Below are 17,228 nucleotides of genomic sequence, written 5' to 3' on the forward strand. Positions count from 1 at the left end.
CGAAAAAACCAGCTACCCATAAACCGTAGCCACCAACTTCCGGCTGCCCCCGTGGTTGCGAAACTCGCAGAGATAAATCCCCTGCCAAGTGCCCAGGTTGAGCCGGCCTTTGGTAATTGGAATGGTAATAGAGGAGCCGATCATCGCTGCTTTGATGTGGGCAGGCATGTCATCGGGGCCCTCAATGGTATGGGTGAGGAAGGGGAGGTTTTCCGGCACCACGTGGTTGAAAATGCTTTCGAAGTCCGTACGCACATCCGGGTCGGCATTCTCATTGATGGTGAGGGCAGCGGAAGTGTGTTTGATAAACAGGTGAAGCATGCCGCGGTCGGGCAGGGCACCCTTCAACTGCCGCTGTACTTCGGCGGTGATGATGTGGTAGCCCCGCTCAAAAGCAGGGAGGGAGAATTCGTATTGTTGTACCATGTGTCAGCCGTTTTTTATCGGACCAGCCCCCCAATCAGGCGGATCAGCTCCGTCTCCGTGTTCTTTAAGTTGAAGACCGCATTGAGGCGCTGCTGGGAAGCATTGATGTAACTCACTTGTATAGTACGATAATCGAAGCTGTTAATCAAGCCCCCCCGGAAGCGCTCCTCGGCAATTTCCAGGTTGCGGCGGGCATTGCTCACCAGGCTTGTGGTCACTTCTACGAGGCGCTTTTGGGTGTTGTAGGTCGCCAGGGTATTGGCCAGTTGGTTATTGAGGGTGCGCTTGAGGTCGCTAATGTTGAGCTGAGCGATGAGTTCCTCCTTGCGGGCATTCTCCAACCGGATTTTACGGGCACCGCCATCGTAGATCGGGTAGGAAGCCGAAAGGTTAATAAAGGGCTGAAATGTCCGGGCGGCAATTTGCGGGATTTCCTGCACCGTTTCATTCGGCCCGAAGCTCAGGGTTTGCTCGCCGAAGGAAATACCGACGTTGTAGGTAGCTCCGGCATTAACTTGTACCGTAGGTTTAAAAGCCGCTTCCTGCAGGCGGGTGTTGATAGACGACAGCTCCCGGTTGATGTACTCGTTGCGCAACTGCACATTATTGCTTTCCATCTCCTGCTGCAGATCGGCCAGCTGATAGTCTTCGGCTGCGTAGGAAAGGGTGTCGGTGAGGGTGTAGGAAGTGCCTATATCGTCAATACCCATTGCCAGGTTGAGGTTGCGGATGGCGGTTTCGTAGGTGTTGATCTGCAGCACGTAGTTGGTGGAATCGTTGAGGTAGGCGTCCTGTGTCTGCAGGATATCGAAGGTGCTCGACTGCCCGAATTCCTGCCGTACTTCCTGGTAGGCGACGCGGTCGCGGGAAAGCTCCAGGACTTCCATCAGCACGTCGAGTTGTTCCTGTTGCACCAGGGCATTGTAGTAGGCATTGATGATGGCCTGAATGCTGTTTTGTACCGCCAGCTGCTGATTGCTCTGGCTTAGCTCCGCCTGTGTTTCCAGTTGCTCTTTGGTAATCTGCACCCGGTAGCCATCAAAAAGTATCATGCTGGCCTCTATGCCCGGTGTGATACCGGTATTATAGGTATTGGCTGCCGTCAGCGGGCCCGCCGGGTTGCTGAGGTTGCGGTAGTTGTTTTGAGAATTGGCTGTCAGGTTGATGGTCGGAACTTTCCCGGCGATGGCCCAGTCGTCATTGCGCTCCGCAATATCGGCGCGGGCTTCCGCAATTTTGATCTGGAAGTTGTTGTCCAGCCCCTTTTGGATGGCATCGGACAAGCTGAGGTTTTCCTGCGCCTTTCCCGTAAGGGCAAAAAGCAGTAGGGCGGGCAGTAGTGCGAGTTGTACTTTCATATTTGGCTTATATAAACTTGCGTTCAAAGACATATCGCTTGAGGTAAAAGTTGTAAAAGAATACAATGCCCGTAGCGATCAGCTTAGTTAGGGCCTGGTATTCCATAAAAAAGGCAAACCGGGTCAATGCATAAACAATCCCTGTGTTGATACTGAGCCCCACCACGGAGACCAGGACCGAGAGCAAAAAAGCCCGGCGGGCCGAGCCCTGCAGCTGAAATACGAAGCGCTTTTGCATCATAAAATTCAGCACAACGGCACAGGAATAGGACACGATATTGGCCGGCACCGGCGCCCAGTCCTGATAATCCACGAGCCAGAGGTAGAGCAGGAAGTCCACCGAGGTGGCCACTGCGCCCGACATGGCAAATTTGGCTTTCATTTTCACCAACTGCGCCACTGTTTCCTTATTCAGCCCCATGAGTTGTCATTTTGGCGCCAAAGGTAGTGCTTATTGGTTAACCCAGCATAAAGCCAAGCGCTCCGACAATTACAATAGCAGTGAACAGAACATACCACAGGAACTCATATCCAGTCTCCCGCCGTACCGCAGGCTCTACCGCTTCGTAGCTCGGCTTCACGCCGTTCCAGGCATAAGAAGCATAAACCTTGAAGCGGTTCATAATAATGAGCAGCACCGGCAGCAACACCAGAATAACCGCCGTAATGACCAAAAGGCCGAAGGAGACCGCAATCGCCATCGGAATGAGGAACTGCGCCTGCAGGCTCTTCTCAAACAATAGCGGTGCCAGTCCGGCAAAGGTGGTCACGGTGGTCAGCACAATGGGCCGGAAACGCGACAGTCCCGTTTCGTACACCGCATCCATATGCGAGCGCCCTTCTTCAATCATCGTATTATAGGTGCTCACAAAAACCAGGGCGTCATTCACCAAAATACCGATCAGCGCGATAATGCCCAGGGCGGAGAACAAGCTGATGGGGAGCCCCATGAGCCAGTGCCCCCAGCCTACCCCGATGAACCCAAACGGGATCAGGAGGAAGACGAGCAGCGCCTGCCCAACGGAGCGGAACGTCAGCGCAATCACAAAGAACATGAGGGAAAGCACAATGCTAAATACGGTCTGAATAGACTTTGCCGATTTCTGCTGCTCCCGGTTCTGCCCTTCGTAAATGGCAGAAACGGAACTGTAACCGCTCAGGATTTCCGGGATGATCTCGTCTTGTAAGCTGGCAGTGACATCGCTTACCGAAACGTCGTTATTTGACACATCTGCCTCAATTTTCACCTCCCGCTTACCATCGATGTGGTTGATGTTGATCACGCCCCGCTTCAGCTCCAGGGTGGCAATTTCCGAAAGGGGAAACTCCCGCCCGTCCTCGAATCGGATGCGCATGTCTTTTAGCTTGTTGATGTTGTCGCGGTCTTCCCGGTCGTAGCGTACCCACACCCGCACTTCATCCTGGCCGCGCTGCAGCCGCTGCACTTCGCTGCCGAAGAAACCACTACGCACCTGCCCGACCACATCCTGCAGCTTCAGCCCCAGGTATTTGCCCTTTTCGGTAAGTTGGATGTTGACTTCCCGCAGCCCCTCCTGATTGTTGTCGACGACATCCGCCAGTTCAGAAAGCCCCTGCATGGCAGCTTTGACTTCTTCGGTAGCCGCCTTGAGCTGAGTATAGTCCTCCCCGATCAGGGAAATGGAAATGGGTTTGCCGAAGGCGGAGGCAGCGCCAAAGGTGAGCACCTCCGCAGTAGGGATATCGCCTACCATTTGCCGGATCGTATTTGTGACGGCCCGGGCGGTCAGGCTGTCCCGGTTTTCGCCGTCCAGGATATTCACACTCAGATTGCCTTTGTAGGTGGAAGGGCCAAGGTTCACCTCTACCCGTTCGATGGCCTGTTTGTCGCCATTGAAGTAGTGCTGGCTCAGGGAGTCATTCGCGCGCCAGGCGGCGTCCTCAATCATTTGCAGCTTATCCAGGGTGATGTGCTCCCGGGTGCCGGCGGGCATTTGCAGCTGTATGGTAATGTCGTCCCGCTCAATAATAGGAAAGAAGGTTGTGCTGATGATCCCTCCGCCAATAGCGCCGCCGGTAATGACCAGAAGGCCGACTAAGACAGCGATGGTAAAAAATTTGTTGTGCATAGCAAACTTCAGAGTGGGGCCGTAGAGCTTGTGGCGCATCCAATTCATGGCCCGTTCAAAGCCCTGCTGCACCTTGTTGGTGTCGCGGTCTGGGCTGAGGGCTTTACTGTGGGCTACGTGAGTAGGCAAGATCACCGCTCCTTCAATAAGGGAAAAGATGAGGGAAAAGATCACCACAATCGCCATTTGTGAAAAGAAGTCGCCCAGCCGACCGTCAATGAACAGGAAGGAGGAAAAGGCCAGTACGGTGGTAACGATGGCGGCAAAGACGGCAGGCAGCACCTGTAGGGTGCCTTCCAGAGCAGCTTTGAGGCGAGGTACTCCCGCTTCGTACTGCTGGTAGATGTTTTCGCCAATTACAATCCCGTCATCCACCAGGATACCGATCACCAGGATCATACCGAACAGGGAAATAACATTAATGGTCACGCCCAGGGCTCCTGCCACTACAAACATGCCGGCAAAGGAGATTGGAATGGCAATGGCCACCCAGAACGCCAGCCGCCAGTGCAGGAACATGGCCAGCAGCACCAGCACGATACCGAAGCCCAGCAGCCCGTTCTCCATCAGCAAGTCGATCCGCTGCCGGAGCACATCGGAGCCATCGCGAATGACAGTGGCTTCGATGATATCATTTTTTTCATTAAAATCCCGGACGTATTCCTGCACCTTATCCGTGATGGAAATCATGTCCTCTTCCAGGGTATTCTGTACCGTGACGACCACCGAAGGTTCCCCGTTCAGGTAACTTCGGTTGGGCGAGTCGGCCCAGCGGTCCTGGAGATCAGCTATTTCGTAGAGGCGCACCACGCTGCCTTCAGGAGTAGTCTTCACAATGATGTCGCGCAGCCCTTCGGCATAGTACTCCTTGTTGCGGGCGCGCACCAGCAGCTCTTCGTCTTCCCCCTTGATGGTACCGCCGGTGATTTCGATATTGGCAGCCCGTACCGCCAGTGTCGCCTGCTGGAAAGTCAGCCCGTAAGCCCGCAGGTCCTTTTCGCGGAAAGCAATCTCAATTTCCTCTTCCGGGAAACCGCTCAGGCTCACCTTAGAGATGCCCTCCATCTGCCGGAGGTCTTCCTCTGCCTGCCGGCCGTAGCGCTTCAGGGTCTTGAGGTTCACATCCCCACTAAGTGCAAAGCTGATGGCAAAGCCCAGGTTTTCCTGAATATAGACCACCGGTGGCTCCAGCCCGGCGGGGAAGGAACTGATCTGGTCCACGGCATTACGCACATCCACGAGCACGTCATCAGTATTGAAGCCCTTGAGCACTTCCACTGTGATGCTGCCACTGTTTTCGCTCGAAACGGAAGTATAGCGCTCCACACCGGTCACCCCTTTGAGGTTTTCCTCGATGCGCTTAACGACACCTTCCTCCATTTCTTCCGGGGACGAACCAGGGTAGACCAATTGTATGCTGATAATCCGGCTGGGCACCTCCGGGAAGAAGGTGGACTTCATGTTGAATAGCCCGGCAATGCCGAGCACAAAAAGCCCGACCATGATCAGGTTGGCGGCTACCGGAAATTTGATAAAGTAGTTGACAAATCTTTGCATGGTAGAGACTATTCTGCGCTGCCCAGTTGATCCTTAGGCCCGGTCTTTGCCGATTGTGCGTTTTTAGATTTTTGTTGCGTGCTGATGCGGACTTTCATGCCATCAAATGCGTCCGGTATGGGCTGCGCCAGAATGGGCGTGCCATCTTTCAATCCCCGGATAATCGCAGACTCATCAGTCATTTTTACCACCTGTACTTCTTCCATCCGGAGGATAGAATCCTGTACAACGAAGACCCCCCGCTGATCATTGAGCAGGTTGCGGGGCAGCGCAAAGGCATTATCAATACTGCTGGCAACCACGTCGCCCCGCAGGTACATATTTTCCTTCAGGTCGCTGCCGCTCACGGCGATGAACACCCGTACCGTCTGCGTACCTGCATCCACCTGATCGCTGATGCGGCGGATTTTGCCGTTCCAGCTGCCTTCGATATCTTCTGAGTAGAGCTCCACCGGGTTGCCTACGGCCAGGTACTTCAGGTCGCGCAGGGCAACGGTGGCTTCCAGTTCGTAGCTGCCAGTGCTCATCAGTTCGCCCAGTTTTTGACCGGCCCGTACCACTGCACCCGGGTTGATGGAGGCAGCCGTGATCACCCCGCTAAAAGGTGCGTACAGCGTATACTTGTCCAGCCGTTCCTCCTGGCTTTTGATGGTGTAGTACTGGCTGTACAGATTGCGGGAAGCAATGAAATACTTTTCCTGATCATTTAAAGGCTCCGGGAAAGCTTTGATGGGGGCTTCCACCTCAAAATTGTCGAGATAAGCCTTCCAGTGTTCATAGCTTTCCGGGTAGTCAATCTTCAGGTCGGGCATCAGCTGAGTGATGGCGTTGAGGAGGTTGCTTTTTTGCGAAAGCAGGGAAAGTTTAGCTTCCTCCTGATTGACTTTGATCAGTAAGGCTCCTTTCGGGAAAATAAGTGCCGACTTTGAAGGAGCGCTCCGTTTTTTCGAGGGTGCCCGTTACTTCTGAGAAAAGGTCAATTTTGTCATAGGCTGACAGTTCCCCCTGTACATTCAGCGTTGTGGGAATGCTGCCCAGGCGCACATGCATGGTATCGACCATTTTCACTTTGGTGCCAGCCACCTTGGGGCGGGGCGGTTGTTTCTGATTGCTCAGGAAGCGAGACAGGGCAAAGGCACCGATGAGGAGGACTAGCCCTGCAAACATGATAATTCTTCTGGCGGTGATGCTCATAAATCAGCGTTATTGATGGCTGTTAATATTTAGTTGTATCTGCAACTTACTTATGATTACAGGTGAATTTCTGGTAAATCTGTGACAGCACACGCTTGCAGATAGCCAGGTCTTCTTCCGGAATGCCTTCCGTTGCTTCCTGTACCGTCTGCTGTGCTTCCGGCAGTAGTTCTTCGCGAAGGGACCGGCCCCGGTGCGTCAGGTAGATGAGCTTATTGCGCTTGTCTTCCTGATCCGGTATTCGGACTACGATGTTCGCTGCTTCCAGGCTTTGCAGGGCGCGGGCTATGGTGCCTTTGTCCTTGATGTTGGAAACGGCCAGGTCCTGCTGCCGTACACCTTCTTTTACCCAAAGGTCAACCAGAATGCCCATATGCTGTGCCGATAATCCCAACTCGTCCAATGCAGTCCGTTTCCGGATCTCATTGGCCAGCAGCCGCCCGACGCGGTTGGTCAGAAAAACGAGGGAATTAATAGGGAATTTGACAGCTTGGCTCATTCAATTGGTTGCATTTGCAACGAGAACGCAGTACAGGGTATTAAGTTTAGTGAGGATGGGATTTTTTCGGCTTTTCATGGGTCCAACACAAAAATCAGAGAATTGTCAAAAAAAAGCGCCGCTTTTTGATCCGCTCTCCGGAAAAGCCCCGTACCTCTTTTAAAAGCAATATGGCAAATTCATCAAAAAGGAACCTTTTAATAGGTGGTGCACTGCTGCTTGGCATTATCGCCTTTGTGGCATTGGCACTCCGGCAGGACCCAGTCCCGAATGCACAGGTCCAACTGAGCCGAATTGATTTCGAAACACCTCTGGAAAAACAGGAAGCAAAAGCAATTCAGCGCGCTGTCATGAACACAGCAGGCGTGAAACATTGCTATCTCAATGCCGAGGCGGGCACATTGACTTTCAGCTATGACCTGCGCGAGCAGCAAAACGAGGTTGTCCTGGCTGCCGTACAGCAGACCGCGGCTACAGATGCCCGACTGTATCAGGTATCGGAATCTGCAAAGGCTTCAAGCTGCCCGGTAACGGGGGCAGGTTCACCGGTAAAAAAAGTGCTTGCCTTCGCCAGCCAGATTTGGCCTTTTTAGTGTGCTGCCAAGTATTCAACCCAATTCCATTTCAAAATAATTTAAAACTTAAAACATGAACACTCGATTATTGATCCTGCTGTTGGGCATGGCTTGCCTGACTTTTACGGCCTGTGACAACGATGACGATGAGCCGATGATGACCGAAGACACCCTTTATCAGAAGCTGGGCGGCACCACGATGGTGACTGATCCTGCCGGGGGTATGATTGAACAGGGCCGGCTGGGCTTGCGCTCAGTGGTCGACAGCTCCATTTTCGTGATTGCTGCTGATCCGGTATTGAGCCCCTATTTTGCGCCGCTACTGGCAGAAGTTGGCAACGGGAACACCACCAATCTCGCTATTCTGAGCGAAAACCTGACTGATTTCTTTTGTGTCGCTACCGGTGCTGAAAACTATACCTACGACGGTATGGATATGGTGAGCGCGCACGATCCGGCACAAAACCCACGCATGGCGGAAAAATCAACCGATGCGGCCTATGATGCCTTCATCGCAGCGGTAGCCGAGGGTGCCATGCAAAATAATGTGCCTGAAGATTTGATTGGAGAGGTAGGGGCGCTCCTGGAGACCCTGCGCGCTGATGTCGTGCAGCAGTAAAACCGCTCCGGAACAACCCTGTCCTAATGAAAAAAGCCGCCTGAGCAATAATTTAGCTCAAAGCGGCTTTTTTCTTTCAACGTAATTCAAATCAGTTCAAAGAGAACTGCATGACTGCGTCCGAGGTATTGTGGAACATCAGCTCGGAAATATTAGGGCTCATGTACTCACTCAGCGGTAACTGGGCGATATTTTCCATCACCTCAAACTCAGAAGTTCCAGTCATGATGGCCCAAAGTTTGGACCGGTCCATGGAGAGAGAATACGCTTTAACTCTTCCGTCTGCCAGCATGGTGTTGATGATGTAGCGCTGCTTGGGAATTAGCGCCATAAATTCCTCATCAAAAGTCCGTGGCAGATCAAATTCTATCATGAATGTCTTTTTCATCGTTTCGCTTTTAGTTCTGTGCTTAGAGCAGAGGGATAAACTACTACGTTCGGCAAGCACAAATTAGTAAGGCTTATAAGGCCTGCGATGAGCAAACCCTGCCTACATAAAATGCATTAAGGAGCGTATATGTTGTATAGCTGCTGTTAAGGAAGCATTAAGAATAGAGTCGAAGCTTTACCGCGTGATAACGATATAGTCGCGGATCAGCGTTTTGAGAAAGCCAATGCGGTCTCGGGGCACCTCTTCTATGTTTAGGAGCTCCTGCAGGCGGCCGGTGAGCTCCCGCAGTGCCTGTTCGTGAGCGGGGTTGCGGTGGCTTCGGTAGCGGGTGAGCATGTTTTTGATGAGCAGCATGTCCTCTTCCGACAGTTGCTGCACCTGCGGGTAAGTCAGTTCGTAATTCTCCAGGGAGTTGATGCCCAGAATATCCGAAAGCCCAAATTGCAGTTGATGGCGAAGGCGGATGACCGTAGTATTGGCAGTCATATCGCCCAGGCGCTGATTGTTGCTGGAAGAGCTAATGAAAACGGCAGCGAGGATACCCGAAGAGAACACCGAATCTACAATGTGAAATACCGCCCGCAGCAGATAGTCGCTAAGCCCTGGTTCCTGCCCGTCGATCCGCACTACACGGATGCCCATGGCCCGCTTCCCCCAGGTCTGCCCGTTGGCCATAATCTCAGAAAACAAGTGGTAGCCCATAAACAGGATCAGCGGAAAAAGCCCGTAGAGCACCCCGGCAAGCATAGTCCCTGCGATGGCATTACCCAAGAGGCGGCCAAAGATGAGCACCACCACGACAAAGAAAATCATCATGATGATAAAAAAATCAATGATGAACGCCATAGCGCGCTCGCGCAACAAGGCCAGCTCGTACTCAATAACGACGTTCTGGGCGGTCCGTATTTCGATGGTCTTCACAGTAATTGGTCAATTTACCTCCTAAACTAACGCAAATAATTCACCGTTTGCAACATTTTTCCTAAAATAGAGCTTCCTGTAAAGGAGTTATAACCTCACCGAATGCGCGAGACAAAATTCATTCAGCAAAATCAAGACAAGTGGCGGGCTTTTGACGAGGCCCTCGACCAGGAAGGGCGTGACCCGGAAAAGCTGGACGATCTTTTCGTGCAGGTGACAGACGATCTTTCCTACGCCCGGACCTTCTACCCCAACCGATCTGTGCGGGTCTACCTCAATGGCCTGGCGCAGCGCGTCTTCACAGCACTCTACCGCAACCGCCGGTCTTCTGCTCACCGCCTGGTCACCTTCTGGACGGACGAACTGCCGCAGCTGGTGTACGAAGCCCGCAGGGAGTTTCGGTTTTCCTTTCTCATTTTTGCCCTGGCTATGCTCATTGGCATGGTCTCAAGTGCCAGCGAGCCAGAGTTCCTGCGGGTCATACTGGGCGATTCCTATGTGGATATGACGCTGGAAAATATTGAGGCAGGTGACCCCATGGCTGTGTACAAGGAAAAGGGGGCATTTGAGATGTCCCTTGGCATTACTATCAACAACCTGTGGGTGTCTTTCCTGACTTTTGTGACCGGTGCTTTTTTCACCATCGGCTCCATTGCCGTGTTGGTCCGCAACGGGATCATGCTGGGCGCTTTCCAGTATTTCTTCATTGAGCGGGACCTGTTCTGGGAATCGTTCCTGACCGTTTGGATTCACGGGACACTGGAGATTTCAGCCATCATCATTGCCGGTGCAGCGGGCATCACAATGGGCAAAGGGCTGGTTTTCCCAGGCACTTTCAACCGCATGCAGGCTTTTCAGAAGTCGGCACGGCGGGGCATAAAAATCATGGTCGGTATAGCGCCCATCATCATCATGGCGGGATTCATAGAAGGCTATCTGACCCGGCATACTGAAACGCCGGATATCATACGGGGGCTGTTTATCTTGTTGTGCCTCGCCTTCGTACTGCTGTACTTTGTGTGGTACCCCCGCATTAAAGCCCGGATTGGCTTTAATCAACCAGTACGCGATACCCGCCTTACGCCGGATGCAAAACTCGACTTGTCATTCACGAAGATCCGGTCTGCCGGGGAACTGTTCACCGATTTGTTTGTGCTCTACAAACGTTACTTTGGGGCCTTTTTGATGGGCAGTGTGGCAAGTGCTCTCTTGTTTATTGCATTTGCATTTTTGCCGGGCAATGCCCTGCCTGAAGACCGCTTCAGTTTTCCACCGGGCATTTACCTTGGAGTAGAGAATATAGGGCAGTTTTTTAACAACCCAGGCGCTACCCTAATCCCTTTTGCCCATGTTTTAAATTTCTCCTTTATCGGGCTGTTGGTCTTCAGAAAGCTGGGGCAGGAAGAGCGATCTGACTATAAAAGGTCGCCCGGCATTGCCTTTATAAACCTTATGCCACCTATGGGCGCACTGACGGCCCTATTGTACACCAATGACTGGTACACCATTTTTCTGGTCGTCCTCTTTGCTGTCGTGCCCGCCGTTTGGGGCTACTGCAGCTACCGGGAGGGCCGCAATTCCCTTTCTGCCTTTAGCAAAAGCTTATCGTTGTGGAGCCCTAACTTCAGCCGGGTATTCAGCCTTTCGTTTACGCTATTGCTGGTTGGGCTGCTGTTTTACTCGCTGGTCAATACGGTGCTGGCCTGGTTTTTTCTGGACCTGGTGACCTGGGTGGTCTCGCTCGATCAGGCGGGGATGGACCAACTGAGCGTGGTGCTGCTGGCCTTTCTGAGCGTGTGTTTGCTGTATCTGGTCTCGGCGATGCTGCTTTTGGGCGGCGGGCTGTTGTACTATACGCTATTGGAAATACAGGAAGCGCCCGGCTTGCGGCAGCGCATACAGGAAATCGGGCTCCAAACCCGGATTAGAGGACTGGAAAAAGAGCGGAGATGAGGCAGCAATGGTGTAGCATATCAATAAGTATACTGGCAGTACTCCTCGCAATAGTACTTTTCAAACCTCGCCTGAGCGCCCAGACTTACCTGGAAAGGGAGGTGGCCCCGGCTGAAATCGACCGGGAGCGCTGGGAATCCGCAAAGGAAGGGATCAGTTATCCTACCCCGGAAAGCCGTCAGCAACGGGAGCCTGACGAGCAGAGTCAATCCCAAAAAGGTGGTGGGGAGCGGGAAGGCCCTCAGCCAGAACTGAGCCCTGCACCTGAGCCCTGGGTAAACGGCGATACAGCGGCTTTGCTCCTGCGCGTCTTTTTCTGGATTATTATTGCGATTGTTATAGCCGTACTTCTCCGGTATCTGCTGGGGCTCAAGCGGCCGCCAAAAAATACCCGCATTGAGCAGGGACTGAGTTCCGGCATTGACCTGGAAGCCATTGAAGAAGACCTGCCCGAAGCCCAACTGGAAGATTTTCTGCAGCAAGCCGTCAACAACAAGCAGTTTTCGCTGGCCGTACGGCTCTACTACCTGGTCCTTCTACAAGGGCTTACCAATAAGAAGCTGGTCAGTTGGCAAAAAGACAAAACCAATAATCAGTATGTGCAGGAGTTGGGCGGCACCCCGCTTCAACAGGACTTCCGTAACGTGACCCTGCTGTTCGAGCAGGTCTGGTACGGCGATCAGGCGCTCGATGAGGCTGCTTTTGAACAAATGGCACCCCAGTTTCAGGCTTTTGCGCAACGTATTCAGAATTTAAAACCAGACTATGCTCAATAGGCGGCGGACCATAACCATCGCAGTAGCCCTGGTCATCATCGGCTTGCTACTGACCCTGCTCTTCCGCAGCGACCGGAAGGAGCCTGTGGACTGGCGGGAGACCTACGAGGGGCAAAGCCGGGAACCCTATGGCACTTCCATCCTGAAGACGTTGCTGGAAGGGCACTTTCAAACGGATACCCTCCTTGTCCTTCGGGATAGCCTCAAAGGACAACTCGACACCCTCCCCTCCGATGCGGTATACCTGTTTTTCGGGCAGGCCATGTACCAGGATTCCGCGGATCAACAGGCATTGATGGACTTCATTGCCGCCGGGAATACGGCTTTTATTGCCACTAAATCGCTGCCGGATTACCTGGGGGCATCTTTGTTCGCCACCCGGTCGTACTGTCCGGGGACCGATTGGGATCAATATCAGCTGGTAGTGGATTCTACCGCAGGCTTAAACTTTGTTCACCCCAATCTGGCGGTAGACACCAATATGCAGTTTACTTTTATTGACCGGGGCTATCCGGCCAATTATTACTGGACCGGCCTGCCGCTGGCGTTGTTCTGCGCACAGGAGGAAGCCTTTTTGCCCCTGGGCACCATTAGCGACACGCTGTACAACTTCACCCGTCAGGCCTATGGCAATGGGTACGTCTACCTCCACACCACCCCGCTGGCTTTCGCCAATTACCATCTGATAGAAGATCATGGCGTGGAATACCTGCGCCGGGTGCTGACGCACCTCGATGCCGCCGGACCGGTCTACTGGGACCGCTACAGTCAGGTGCCTGAAAAATCAGATGGCTTTCAACCACCCACTGGTGAAAGGCGCCTGAATGCCGATGGGCCGCTGAGTTTCATTCTGAGTGAGCCGGCACTGACCTGGGCATGGTACCTGCTGCTGAGCATGGGCATACTCTACCTCGTTTTTCGGGCCAAGCGGCAGCAGCGCGTCATTCCGGTGCTGGAGCCTAACCGGAATACCTCTCTGGAGTTTCTCAATATGATCGGCCGGTTGTACTTTCTGCAGAATAACCACCGCCAACTGGCCCTGCAGCAAATCAGTATGCTGAAGCAGCACATCCGGCGCAGGTATGACATTAAGGAACTAAGCGAAGAGACTGCGCCAACACTTGCGCAACGCTCAGGAGTGGAAGAGGCCCACCTGAAACGCCTGATGACCTTTGACCGCAACATTCAAAGCTCTACTTTTATGTCGGGCAAGACCTTGTCGGACTTTCACCAATTAATCGAATATTTCTACCAAAACAGTAAATAGATGCACCTGGACGAGCACGATGACCCCTTGAAGTCTCCGGATGAAGGCGCTGAACGCGACGCACCACAGCCCAATGAGGAATCGCAGGGTATACCGCCTCTGCCCCCTAAGGCAGATACCGAGTGGCAGCCGCCCAATCCGGCAATGCAGCAGATTAGTATTGCGGTAAGCCGCGTCAGGGAAGAACTGCACAAGCTGATTATCGGGCAGGACGAAATGCTGGAGTTGCTGATGGCAGCCCTGTTTTCCGGCGGGCATGTGCTGCTGGAAGGTGTGCCGGGTATCGCCAAAACCCTCACCGCCAAACTGATGGCGCAGGCAATGGAAGTGGATTTTTCCCGCATACAATTTACTCCTGACCTAATGCCGAGCGATGTGGTGGGCACCACGGTTTTCAATATGCAGCAGTCTTCTTTTAGCTTTAACGCCGGGCCGGTCTTTTCCAATGTCGTCCTGATCGATGAGATCAACCGGGCACCGGCCAAGACACAGGCCGCCCTGTTCGAGGTGATGGAGGAATACCAGGTGACGGTAGACGGGGAGACTTATCCAATGAGCTTACCTTTTTTCGTCATTGCCACCCAAAATCCTATTGAGCAGGAAGGTACCTACAAGCTGCCGGAGGCACAGCTCGACCGCTTCCTCATCAAGATCAACCTGCAGTACCCCAGCCTCGATGAGGAGAAGCTCATCCTGCGCCGCTTCCGGTCAGACTTCGGCATGGCGCAGCGCAGCACGGTCAGGCCGGTTTTCAATGCGCAGGAAATTCAGGAGTGCCAGGCGCTGGTGCAACAGGTGCACATCAAGGATGAGCTACTGGACTACATTGCCGCTATTGTGCACGATACCCGCAACAACGGCGATCTCTTCCTGGGCGCCTCGCCCCGGGCCTCACTCGCAATTATGAAAATGGCGAAGGCTATAGCTGCTATGCGCGGACGTGACTTCGTGACCCCGGACGATATTCAGTACGTGGCCTATCCGGTACTCAATCACCGGGTTATGCTGACGCCGGAACGGGAGATGGAAGGCTATACGACCCGCGAAGTCGTGCAGGCCATTATTCAGAAGATCGAAGTCCCCCGCTAATGAAAGCTATCCATCTGACCGACCGGTTCTTTTGGGCATTTGGCGGGCTGGTCGTCCTGTTTGTCATTTGCTTTTGGGTGCCTGTGCTATTGCCTGGGGCGCAAGCGATATTCGTCCTGCTATTGGCTACGGTCATACTCGATGGGCTATTGCTGTTTGGTAAGAACATGGAGGTCAGTGCTGCCCGTCAAACACCCAAAATCATGGGCCTCGGGGACAATAACCCCATAAAAGTCCGGATTGAGAATGCCTCCAACCTGCCGCTTTCCATCCGACTGATTGATGAGCTGCCCGTACAGTTTCAGCGGCGGGATTTTGAATACCGGATTAGTCTTGGCTCGGGCGCATCTGAAACGCTGCACTACGACCTCCGGCCGGTGGAGCGTGGGCAGTATACGTTTGGGGACCTCAATCTGTTTTTGTCTTCTCAGATCGGGCTATTAGAACGCCGGTGGGTAGCGTCGGCAGAAGCCGCTGTCCCGGTTTATCCGTCGGTACTACAGATGAAACAACTGGAACTGCGTGCCCTCGACCGCATCGCCCAGCATCCCGGCATTAAGAAGATACGCCGCATTGGGCATAGTTATGAATTCGAACAAATCAAAAATTACGTCCGTGGCGATGACTACCGCAGCATCAACTGGAAAGCCAGCAGCCGGCGCGGCACTTTGATGGTCAATCAGTACGAAGACGAGCGCTCCCAGCAAATCTACTCCATCATCGACAAGAGCCGGGTCATGAAGATGCCCTTCGAGGGGCTGAGCCTGATGGATTACGCTGTGAATGCAAGCCTGGCCATCTCCAATATCGCGCTCAAAAAGTACGACCGGGCCGGGCTGATCACTTTTTCGGACAAGATTGGCGCCACCGTCAAGGCCGATAGCAAAGCCACGCAGCTCAACAAAATCCTCAATGCCCTGTACGCCGAGCAGGAGCGGCAGGTGGAGGCCAACTACGAACTGCTGTACTATGCTGCCCGCAAGCTGATTGCCGGGCGGAGTATGATCCTGCTGTACACCAATTTTGAGAGCCGCTTTGCATTGGAGCGGGCGTTACCGTTCCTGCGCCGCATCAATCGTACCCATCTGCTCGTAGTCATCTTCTTTGAGAATACCGAAATCCGCACCTTCATCGAGGAGGAGGCCACCCACATAGAGGACATCTACCTGCAAACCGTCGCCCGGAAATACCTGAACGAAAAAGCGCAGATGGTGCAGCAATTGCGGCAGTACGGCATTCAGGCAGTGCTGACCCGCCCGGAGGACCTGTCTGTCAATACGGTGAATAAGTATTTGGAGCTAAAGTCGCGGGGATTGATTTAGGTAATCGGAGTATTTGATCGATTATCGAAAACAGAGATAATCGTAATTGATGATTTACCAATGAAATACTAGGTGTAAGAACGCAATTTCTAAGCTTTGGAAATTTTCTGGAAGGAGGACAGAAATGCTTATACTTTTTTAAGTTTTCGACAAGGGTGTCCATTTTTTGATCCAGGGCAATCGCGTCGTCTACAGATCGCCGGGATAAATAGTCAATTAAGGCGAGATAGTCATCTTCTGCAGTTTGAGTAAATTGTACGGTACCCATATAAGAAAAGAACTATAGCCGTTTATTCAGTTTGGCCTTTATAGTTTCGTAGGGAGCGACATGCCCTTTTTCTAAATCTAGTTTTCCTAGTTCAATTTTTCTTTTTTCTTCTTCAGAGAGCGTATCCCACCAGTCTTTATCGCCCAAGAGCGAAGCAAAGATCGCCCGCATTTGTACAAGATAAGTTAGGATCATCAGTCTCGACGATCATTCTGTGTAGATCGTTTTTAATGTGGGCTGTACTCATAATTAAGTTTTCTACGAAACAAAATACAAAACCATAAGGTCCCTGCATAATATCGGCAACCTGCAATCCATCTAAATTACTTTTGCCGTTTTTTCATGCTTGCTTTCGCCTCTTCCTGGCTTATAATTTTACCTTCTTCAACTTGTTGCAGTCCGGTGTTCATCTTTTCCAGCAGGATGAGCCGTTCCACTAACACATCGAGCGGAAACTGATCGGGGAGTGATTGTAAGATCTCAAGGACTTTTTCTTTTAACAGCAGCTCTGATTTTCCGCAAAAAACAGTATCGCTTTGGTATTCATTCATATACAAGTTGGGTGCCATATAAAAGCCTCCTCCAATTTAAACACATCAATAATCAATAATTAATTGTTAATATTATCAAAAAAAGATAATTTTAGAGAGACGAAGAATCCTTAAATGAAAGTATATCTACAAGATGTCGAAAAGGATGAGTTAGTAGAAGCAATAATTGAAAAAGCGGATAATGAAGATATGCCTCTGAAAAAAGACGGATGGCAATTCAATTGGAGAAAACTATCAAAAATAGAGGGGGCACAATTTGTAGACTTATGCTTCTTAAGACAGTCAATAATTGTAAAATAGTAGTTCCAATCAAGTTTGGCAGGGGCTAGCCCCTGCCAAACTTGCGCTTTGCCT

General features: G+C 52.3%; 19 protein-coding genes. 8 read left to right on the top strand and 11 right to left on the bottom strand.

The features are described from left to right. Positions 1-12 precede the first annotated feature (12 nt). From MRY86_RS04685 to MRY86_RS04715, 7 genes are read right to left on the bottom strand one after another with little or no spacing between them, the layout of a single operon-like run. Positions 13-426 carry a secondary thiamine-phosphate synthase enzyme YjbQ gene (locus tag MRY86_RS04685; protein WP_293562993.1) on the bottom strand — a complete coding sequence of 138 codons (414 nt, stop codon included), beginning with the start codon at positions 424-426 and terminating at the stop codon, positions 13-15. 14 nt (positions 427-440) lie between these two features. Further along, positions 441-1,784 (bottom strand): TolC family protein, encoded by a 1,344-nt coding sequence (locus MRY86_RS04690; protein ID WP_293562992.1) that lies wholly within the window; start codon positions 1,782-1,784, stop codon positions 441-443. 7 nt (positions 1,785-1,791) lie between these two features. Next, entirely contained in the window at positions 1,792-2,205 is a 414-nt protein-coding gene (locus MRY86_RS04695; RefSeq protein ID WP_293562991.1) for a GtrA family protein, read from the bottom strand. A gap of 37 nt (positions 2,206-2,242) precedes the next feature. Continuing rightward, on the bottom strand, positions 2,243-5,449 hold the full coding sequence (locus tag MRY86_RS04700; RefSeq protein WP_293562990.1) for an efflux RND transporter permease subunit: 3,207 nt from the start codon (positions 5,447-5,449) through the stop codon (positions 2,243-2,245). An 8-nt stretch (positions 5,450-5,457) separates the two neighbouring features. Beyond that, positions 5,458-6,261 (bottom strand): HlyD family efflux transporter periplasmic adaptor subunit, encoded by an 804-nt coding sequence (locus MRY86_RS04705; protein WP_293562989.1) that lies wholly within the window; start codon positions 6,259-6,261, stop codon positions 5,458-5,460. A 52-nt stretch (positions 6,262-6,313) separates the two neighbouring features. Beyond that, a complete protein-coding gene (locus tag MRY86_RS04710) occupies positions 6,314-6,643 on the bottom strand; it encodes a hypothetical protein (protein ID WP_293562988.1) in 330 nt (109 codons plus the stop codon). 46 nt (positions 6,644-6,689) lie between these two features. Continuing rightward, positions 6,690-7,142: a MarR family transcriptional regulator gene (locus tag MRY86_RS04715; protein WP_293562987.1), complete on the bottom strand. Its 453-nt coding sequence runs from the start codon at positions 7,140-7,142 to the stop codon at positions 6,690-6,692. Positions 7,143-7,312: 170 nt separating this feature from the next. Here MRY86_RS04715 and MRY86_RS04720 point away from each other — a divergent pair, with 170 nt between their 5' ends. Beyond that, entirely contained in the window at positions 7,313-7,735 is a 423-nt protein-coding gene (locus MRY86_RS04720; protein ID WP_293562986.1) for a hypothetical protein, read from the top strand. Between the two features lie 55 nt (positions 7,736-7,790). Further along, positions 7,791-8,336, top strand: coding sequence for a group 1 truncated hemoglobin (locus MRY86_RS04725; protein ID WP_293562985.1), 546 nt, complete (start codon positions 7,791-7,793; stop codon positions 8,334-8,336). Between the two features lie 91 nt (positions 8,337-8,427). Here the strand turns inward: MRY86_RS04725 and MRY86_RS04730 are convergent, their stop codons facing one another. Together MRY86_RS04730 and MRY86_RS04735 are read right to left on the bottom strand one after the other, a co-directional pair. After that, entirely contained in the window at positions 8,428-8,724 is a 297-nt protein-coding gene (locus MRY86_RS04730) for a hypothetical protein (protein WP_293562984.1), read from the bottom strand. Between the two features lie 177 nt (positions 8,725-8,901). Continuing rightward, complete coding sequence (locus MRY86_RS04735) at positions 8,902-9,648, bottom strand: RDD family protein (protein ID WP_293562983.1); 747 nt, start codon at positions 9,646-9,648, stop codon at positions 8,902-8,904. A gap of 102 nt (positions 9,649-9,750) precedes the next feature. Here MRY86_RS04735 and MRY86_RS04740 point away from each other — a divergent pair, with 102 nt between their 5' ends. From MRY86_RS04740 to MRY86_RS04760, 5 genes are all read left to right on the top strand, one after another. Then, the gene (locus MRY86_RS04740; protein ID WP_293562982.1) at positions 9,751-11,601 is read left to right on the top strand and encodes a stage II sporulation protein M; all 1,851 of its coding nucleotides are present in this window, start codon (positions 9,751-9,753) and stop codon (positions 11,599-11,601) included. Next, positions 11,598-12,377, top strand: a complete 780-nt coding sequence (locus MRY86_RS04745) for a DUF4129 domain-containing protein (protein ID WP_293562981.1) — start codon at positions 11,598-11,600, stop codon at positions 12,375-12,377. The genes MRY86_RS04740 and MRY86_RS04745 overlap by 4 nt, the downstream gene beginning before the upstream one ends. Next, on the top strand, positions 12,367-13,644 hold the full coding sequence (locus tag MRY86_RS04750; RefSeq protein ID WP_293562980.1) for a DUF4350 domain-containing protein: 1,278 nt from the start codon (positions 12,367-12,369) through the stop codon (positions 13,642-13,644). Before MRY86_RS04745 ends, MRY86_RS04750 begins: the two co-directional genes overlap by 11 nt. 144 nt (positions 13,645-13,788) lie before the next feature. Continuing rightward, positions 13,789-14,733, top strand: coding sequence for a MoxR family ATPase (locus MRY86_RS04755; protein ID WP_363325356.1), 945 nt, complete (start codon positions 13,789-13,791; stop codon positions 14,731-14,733). Further along, a complete protein-coding gene (locus tag MRY86_RS04760; protein WP_293562978.1) occupies positions 14,733-16,055 on the top strand; it encodes a DUF58 domain-containing protein in 1,323 nt (440 codons plus the stop codon). Before MRY86_RS04755 ends, MRY86_RS04760 begins: the two co-directional genes overlap by 1 nt. 280 nt (positions 16,056-16,335) lie before the next feature. On the opposite strand, the gene MRY86_RS04765 is transcribed toward MRY86_RS04760, so the two are convergent. After that, on the bottom strand, positions 16,336-16,518 hold the full coding sequence (locus MRY86_RS04765) for a hypothetical protein (protein WP_293571037.1): 183 nt from the start codon (positions 16,516-16,518) through the stop codon (positions 16,336-16,338). A 128-nt stretch (positions 16,519-16,646) separates the two neighbouring features. Beyond that, the gene (locus MRY86_RS04770) at positions 16,647-16,874 is read right to left on the bottom strand and encodes a hypothetical protein (RefSeq protein WP_293562976.1); all 228 of its coding nucleotides are present in this window, start codon (positions 16,872-16,874) and stop codon (positions 16,647-16,649) included. Between the two features lie 114 nt (positions 16,875-16,988). Here MRY86_RS04770 and MRY86_RS04775 point away from each other — a divergent pair, with 114 nt between their 5' ends. Then, positions 16,989-17,174, top strand: coding sequence for a hypothetical protein (locus MRY86_RS04775; RefSeq protein ID WP_293562975.1), 186 nt, complete (start codon positions 16,989-16,991; stop codon positions 17,172-17,174). Positions 17,175-17,228: the final 54 nt, after the last annotated feature.

The organism is Phaeodactylibacter sp., assembly GCF_022763345.1.
In the GTDB taxonomy this organism is placed as follows: domain Bacteria; phylum Bacteroidota; class Bacteroidia; order Chitinophagales; family Saprospiraceae; genus Phaeodactylibacter.

What these genes read in the sequence shown, in the direction of transcription:
- MRY86_RS04685 (WP_293562993.1), bottom strand. Translation starts at nt 426, where the DNA reads ATGGTACAACAATACGAATTCTCCCTCCCTGCTTTTGAGCGGGGCTAC.
- MRY86_RS04690 (WP_293562992.1), bottom strand. Translation starts at nt 1,784, where the DNA reads ATGAAAGTACAACTCGCACTACTGCCCGCCCTACTGCTTTTTGCCCTT.
- MRY86_RS04695 (WP_293562991.1), bottom strand. Translation starts at nt 2,205, where the DNA reads ATGGGGCTGAATAAGGAAACAGTGGCGCAGTTGGTGAAAATGAAAGCC.
- MRY86_RS04700 (WP_293562990.1), bottom strand. Translation starts at nt 5,449, where the DNA reads ATGCAAAGATTTGTCAACTACTTTATCAAATTTCCGGTAGCCGCCAAC.
- MRY86_RS04705 (WP_293562989.1), bottom strand. Translation starts at nt 6,261, where the DNA reads ATGCCCGACCTGAAGATTGACTACCCGGAAAGCTATGAACACTGGAAG.
- MRY86_RS04710 (WP_293562988.1), bottom strand. Translation starts at nt 6,643, where the DNA reads ATGAGCATCACCGCCAGAAGAATTATCATGTTTGCAGGGCTAGTCCTC.
- MRY86_RS04715 (WP_293562987.1), bottom strand. Translation starts at nt 7,142, where the DNA reads ATGAGCCAAGCTGTCAAATTCCCTATTAATTCCCTCGTTTTTCTGACC.
- MRY86_RS04720 (WP_293562986.1), top strand. Translation starts at nt 7,313, where the DNA reads ATGGCAAATTCATCAAAAAGGAACCTTTTAATAGGTGGTGCACTGCTG.
- MRY86_RS04725 (WP_293562985.1), top strand. Translation starts at nt 7,791, where the DNA reads ATGAACACTCGATTATTGATCCTGCTGTTGGGCATGGCTTGCCTGACT.
- MRY86_RS04730 (WP_293562984.1), bottom strand. Translation starts at nt 8,724, where the DNA reads ATGAAAAAGACATTCATGATAGAATTTGATCTGCCACGGACTTTTGAT.
- MRY86_RS04740 (WP_293562982.1), top strand. Translation starts at nt 9,751, where the DNA reads ATGCGCGAGACAAAATTCATTCAGCAAAATCAAGACAAGTGGCGGGCT.
- MRY86_RS04745 (WP_293562981.1), top strand. Translation starts at nt 11,598, where the DNA reads ATGAGGCAGCAATGGTGTAGCATATCAATAAGTATACTGGCAGTACTC.
- MRY86_RS04750 (WP_293562980.1), top strand. Translation starts at nt 12,367, where the DNA reads ATGCTCAATAGGCGGCGGACCATAACCATCGCAGTAGCCCTGGTCATC.
- MRY86_RS04755 (WP_363325356.1), top strand. Translation starts at nt 13,789, where the DNA reads ATGCAGCAGATTAGTATTGCGGTAAGCCGCGTCAGGGAAGAACTGCAC.
- MRY86_RS04760 (WP_293562978.1), top strand. Translation starts at nt 14,733, where the DNA reads ATGAAAGCTATCCATCTGACCGACCGGTTCTTTTGGGCATTTGGCGGG.
- MRY86_RS04765 (WP_293571037.1), bottom strand. Translation starts at nt 16,518, where the DNA reads ATGATCCTAACTTATCTTGTACAAATGCGGGCGATCTTTGCTTCGCTC.
- MRY86_RS04770 (WP_293562976.1), bottom strand. Translation starts at nt 16,874, where the DNA reads ATGAATGAATACCAAAGCGATACTGTTTTTTGCGGAAAATCAGAGCTG.
- MRY86_RS04775 (WP_293562975.1), top strand. Translation starts at nt 16,989, where the DNA reads ATGAAAGTATATCTACAAGATGTCGAAAAGGATGAGTTAGTAGAAGCA.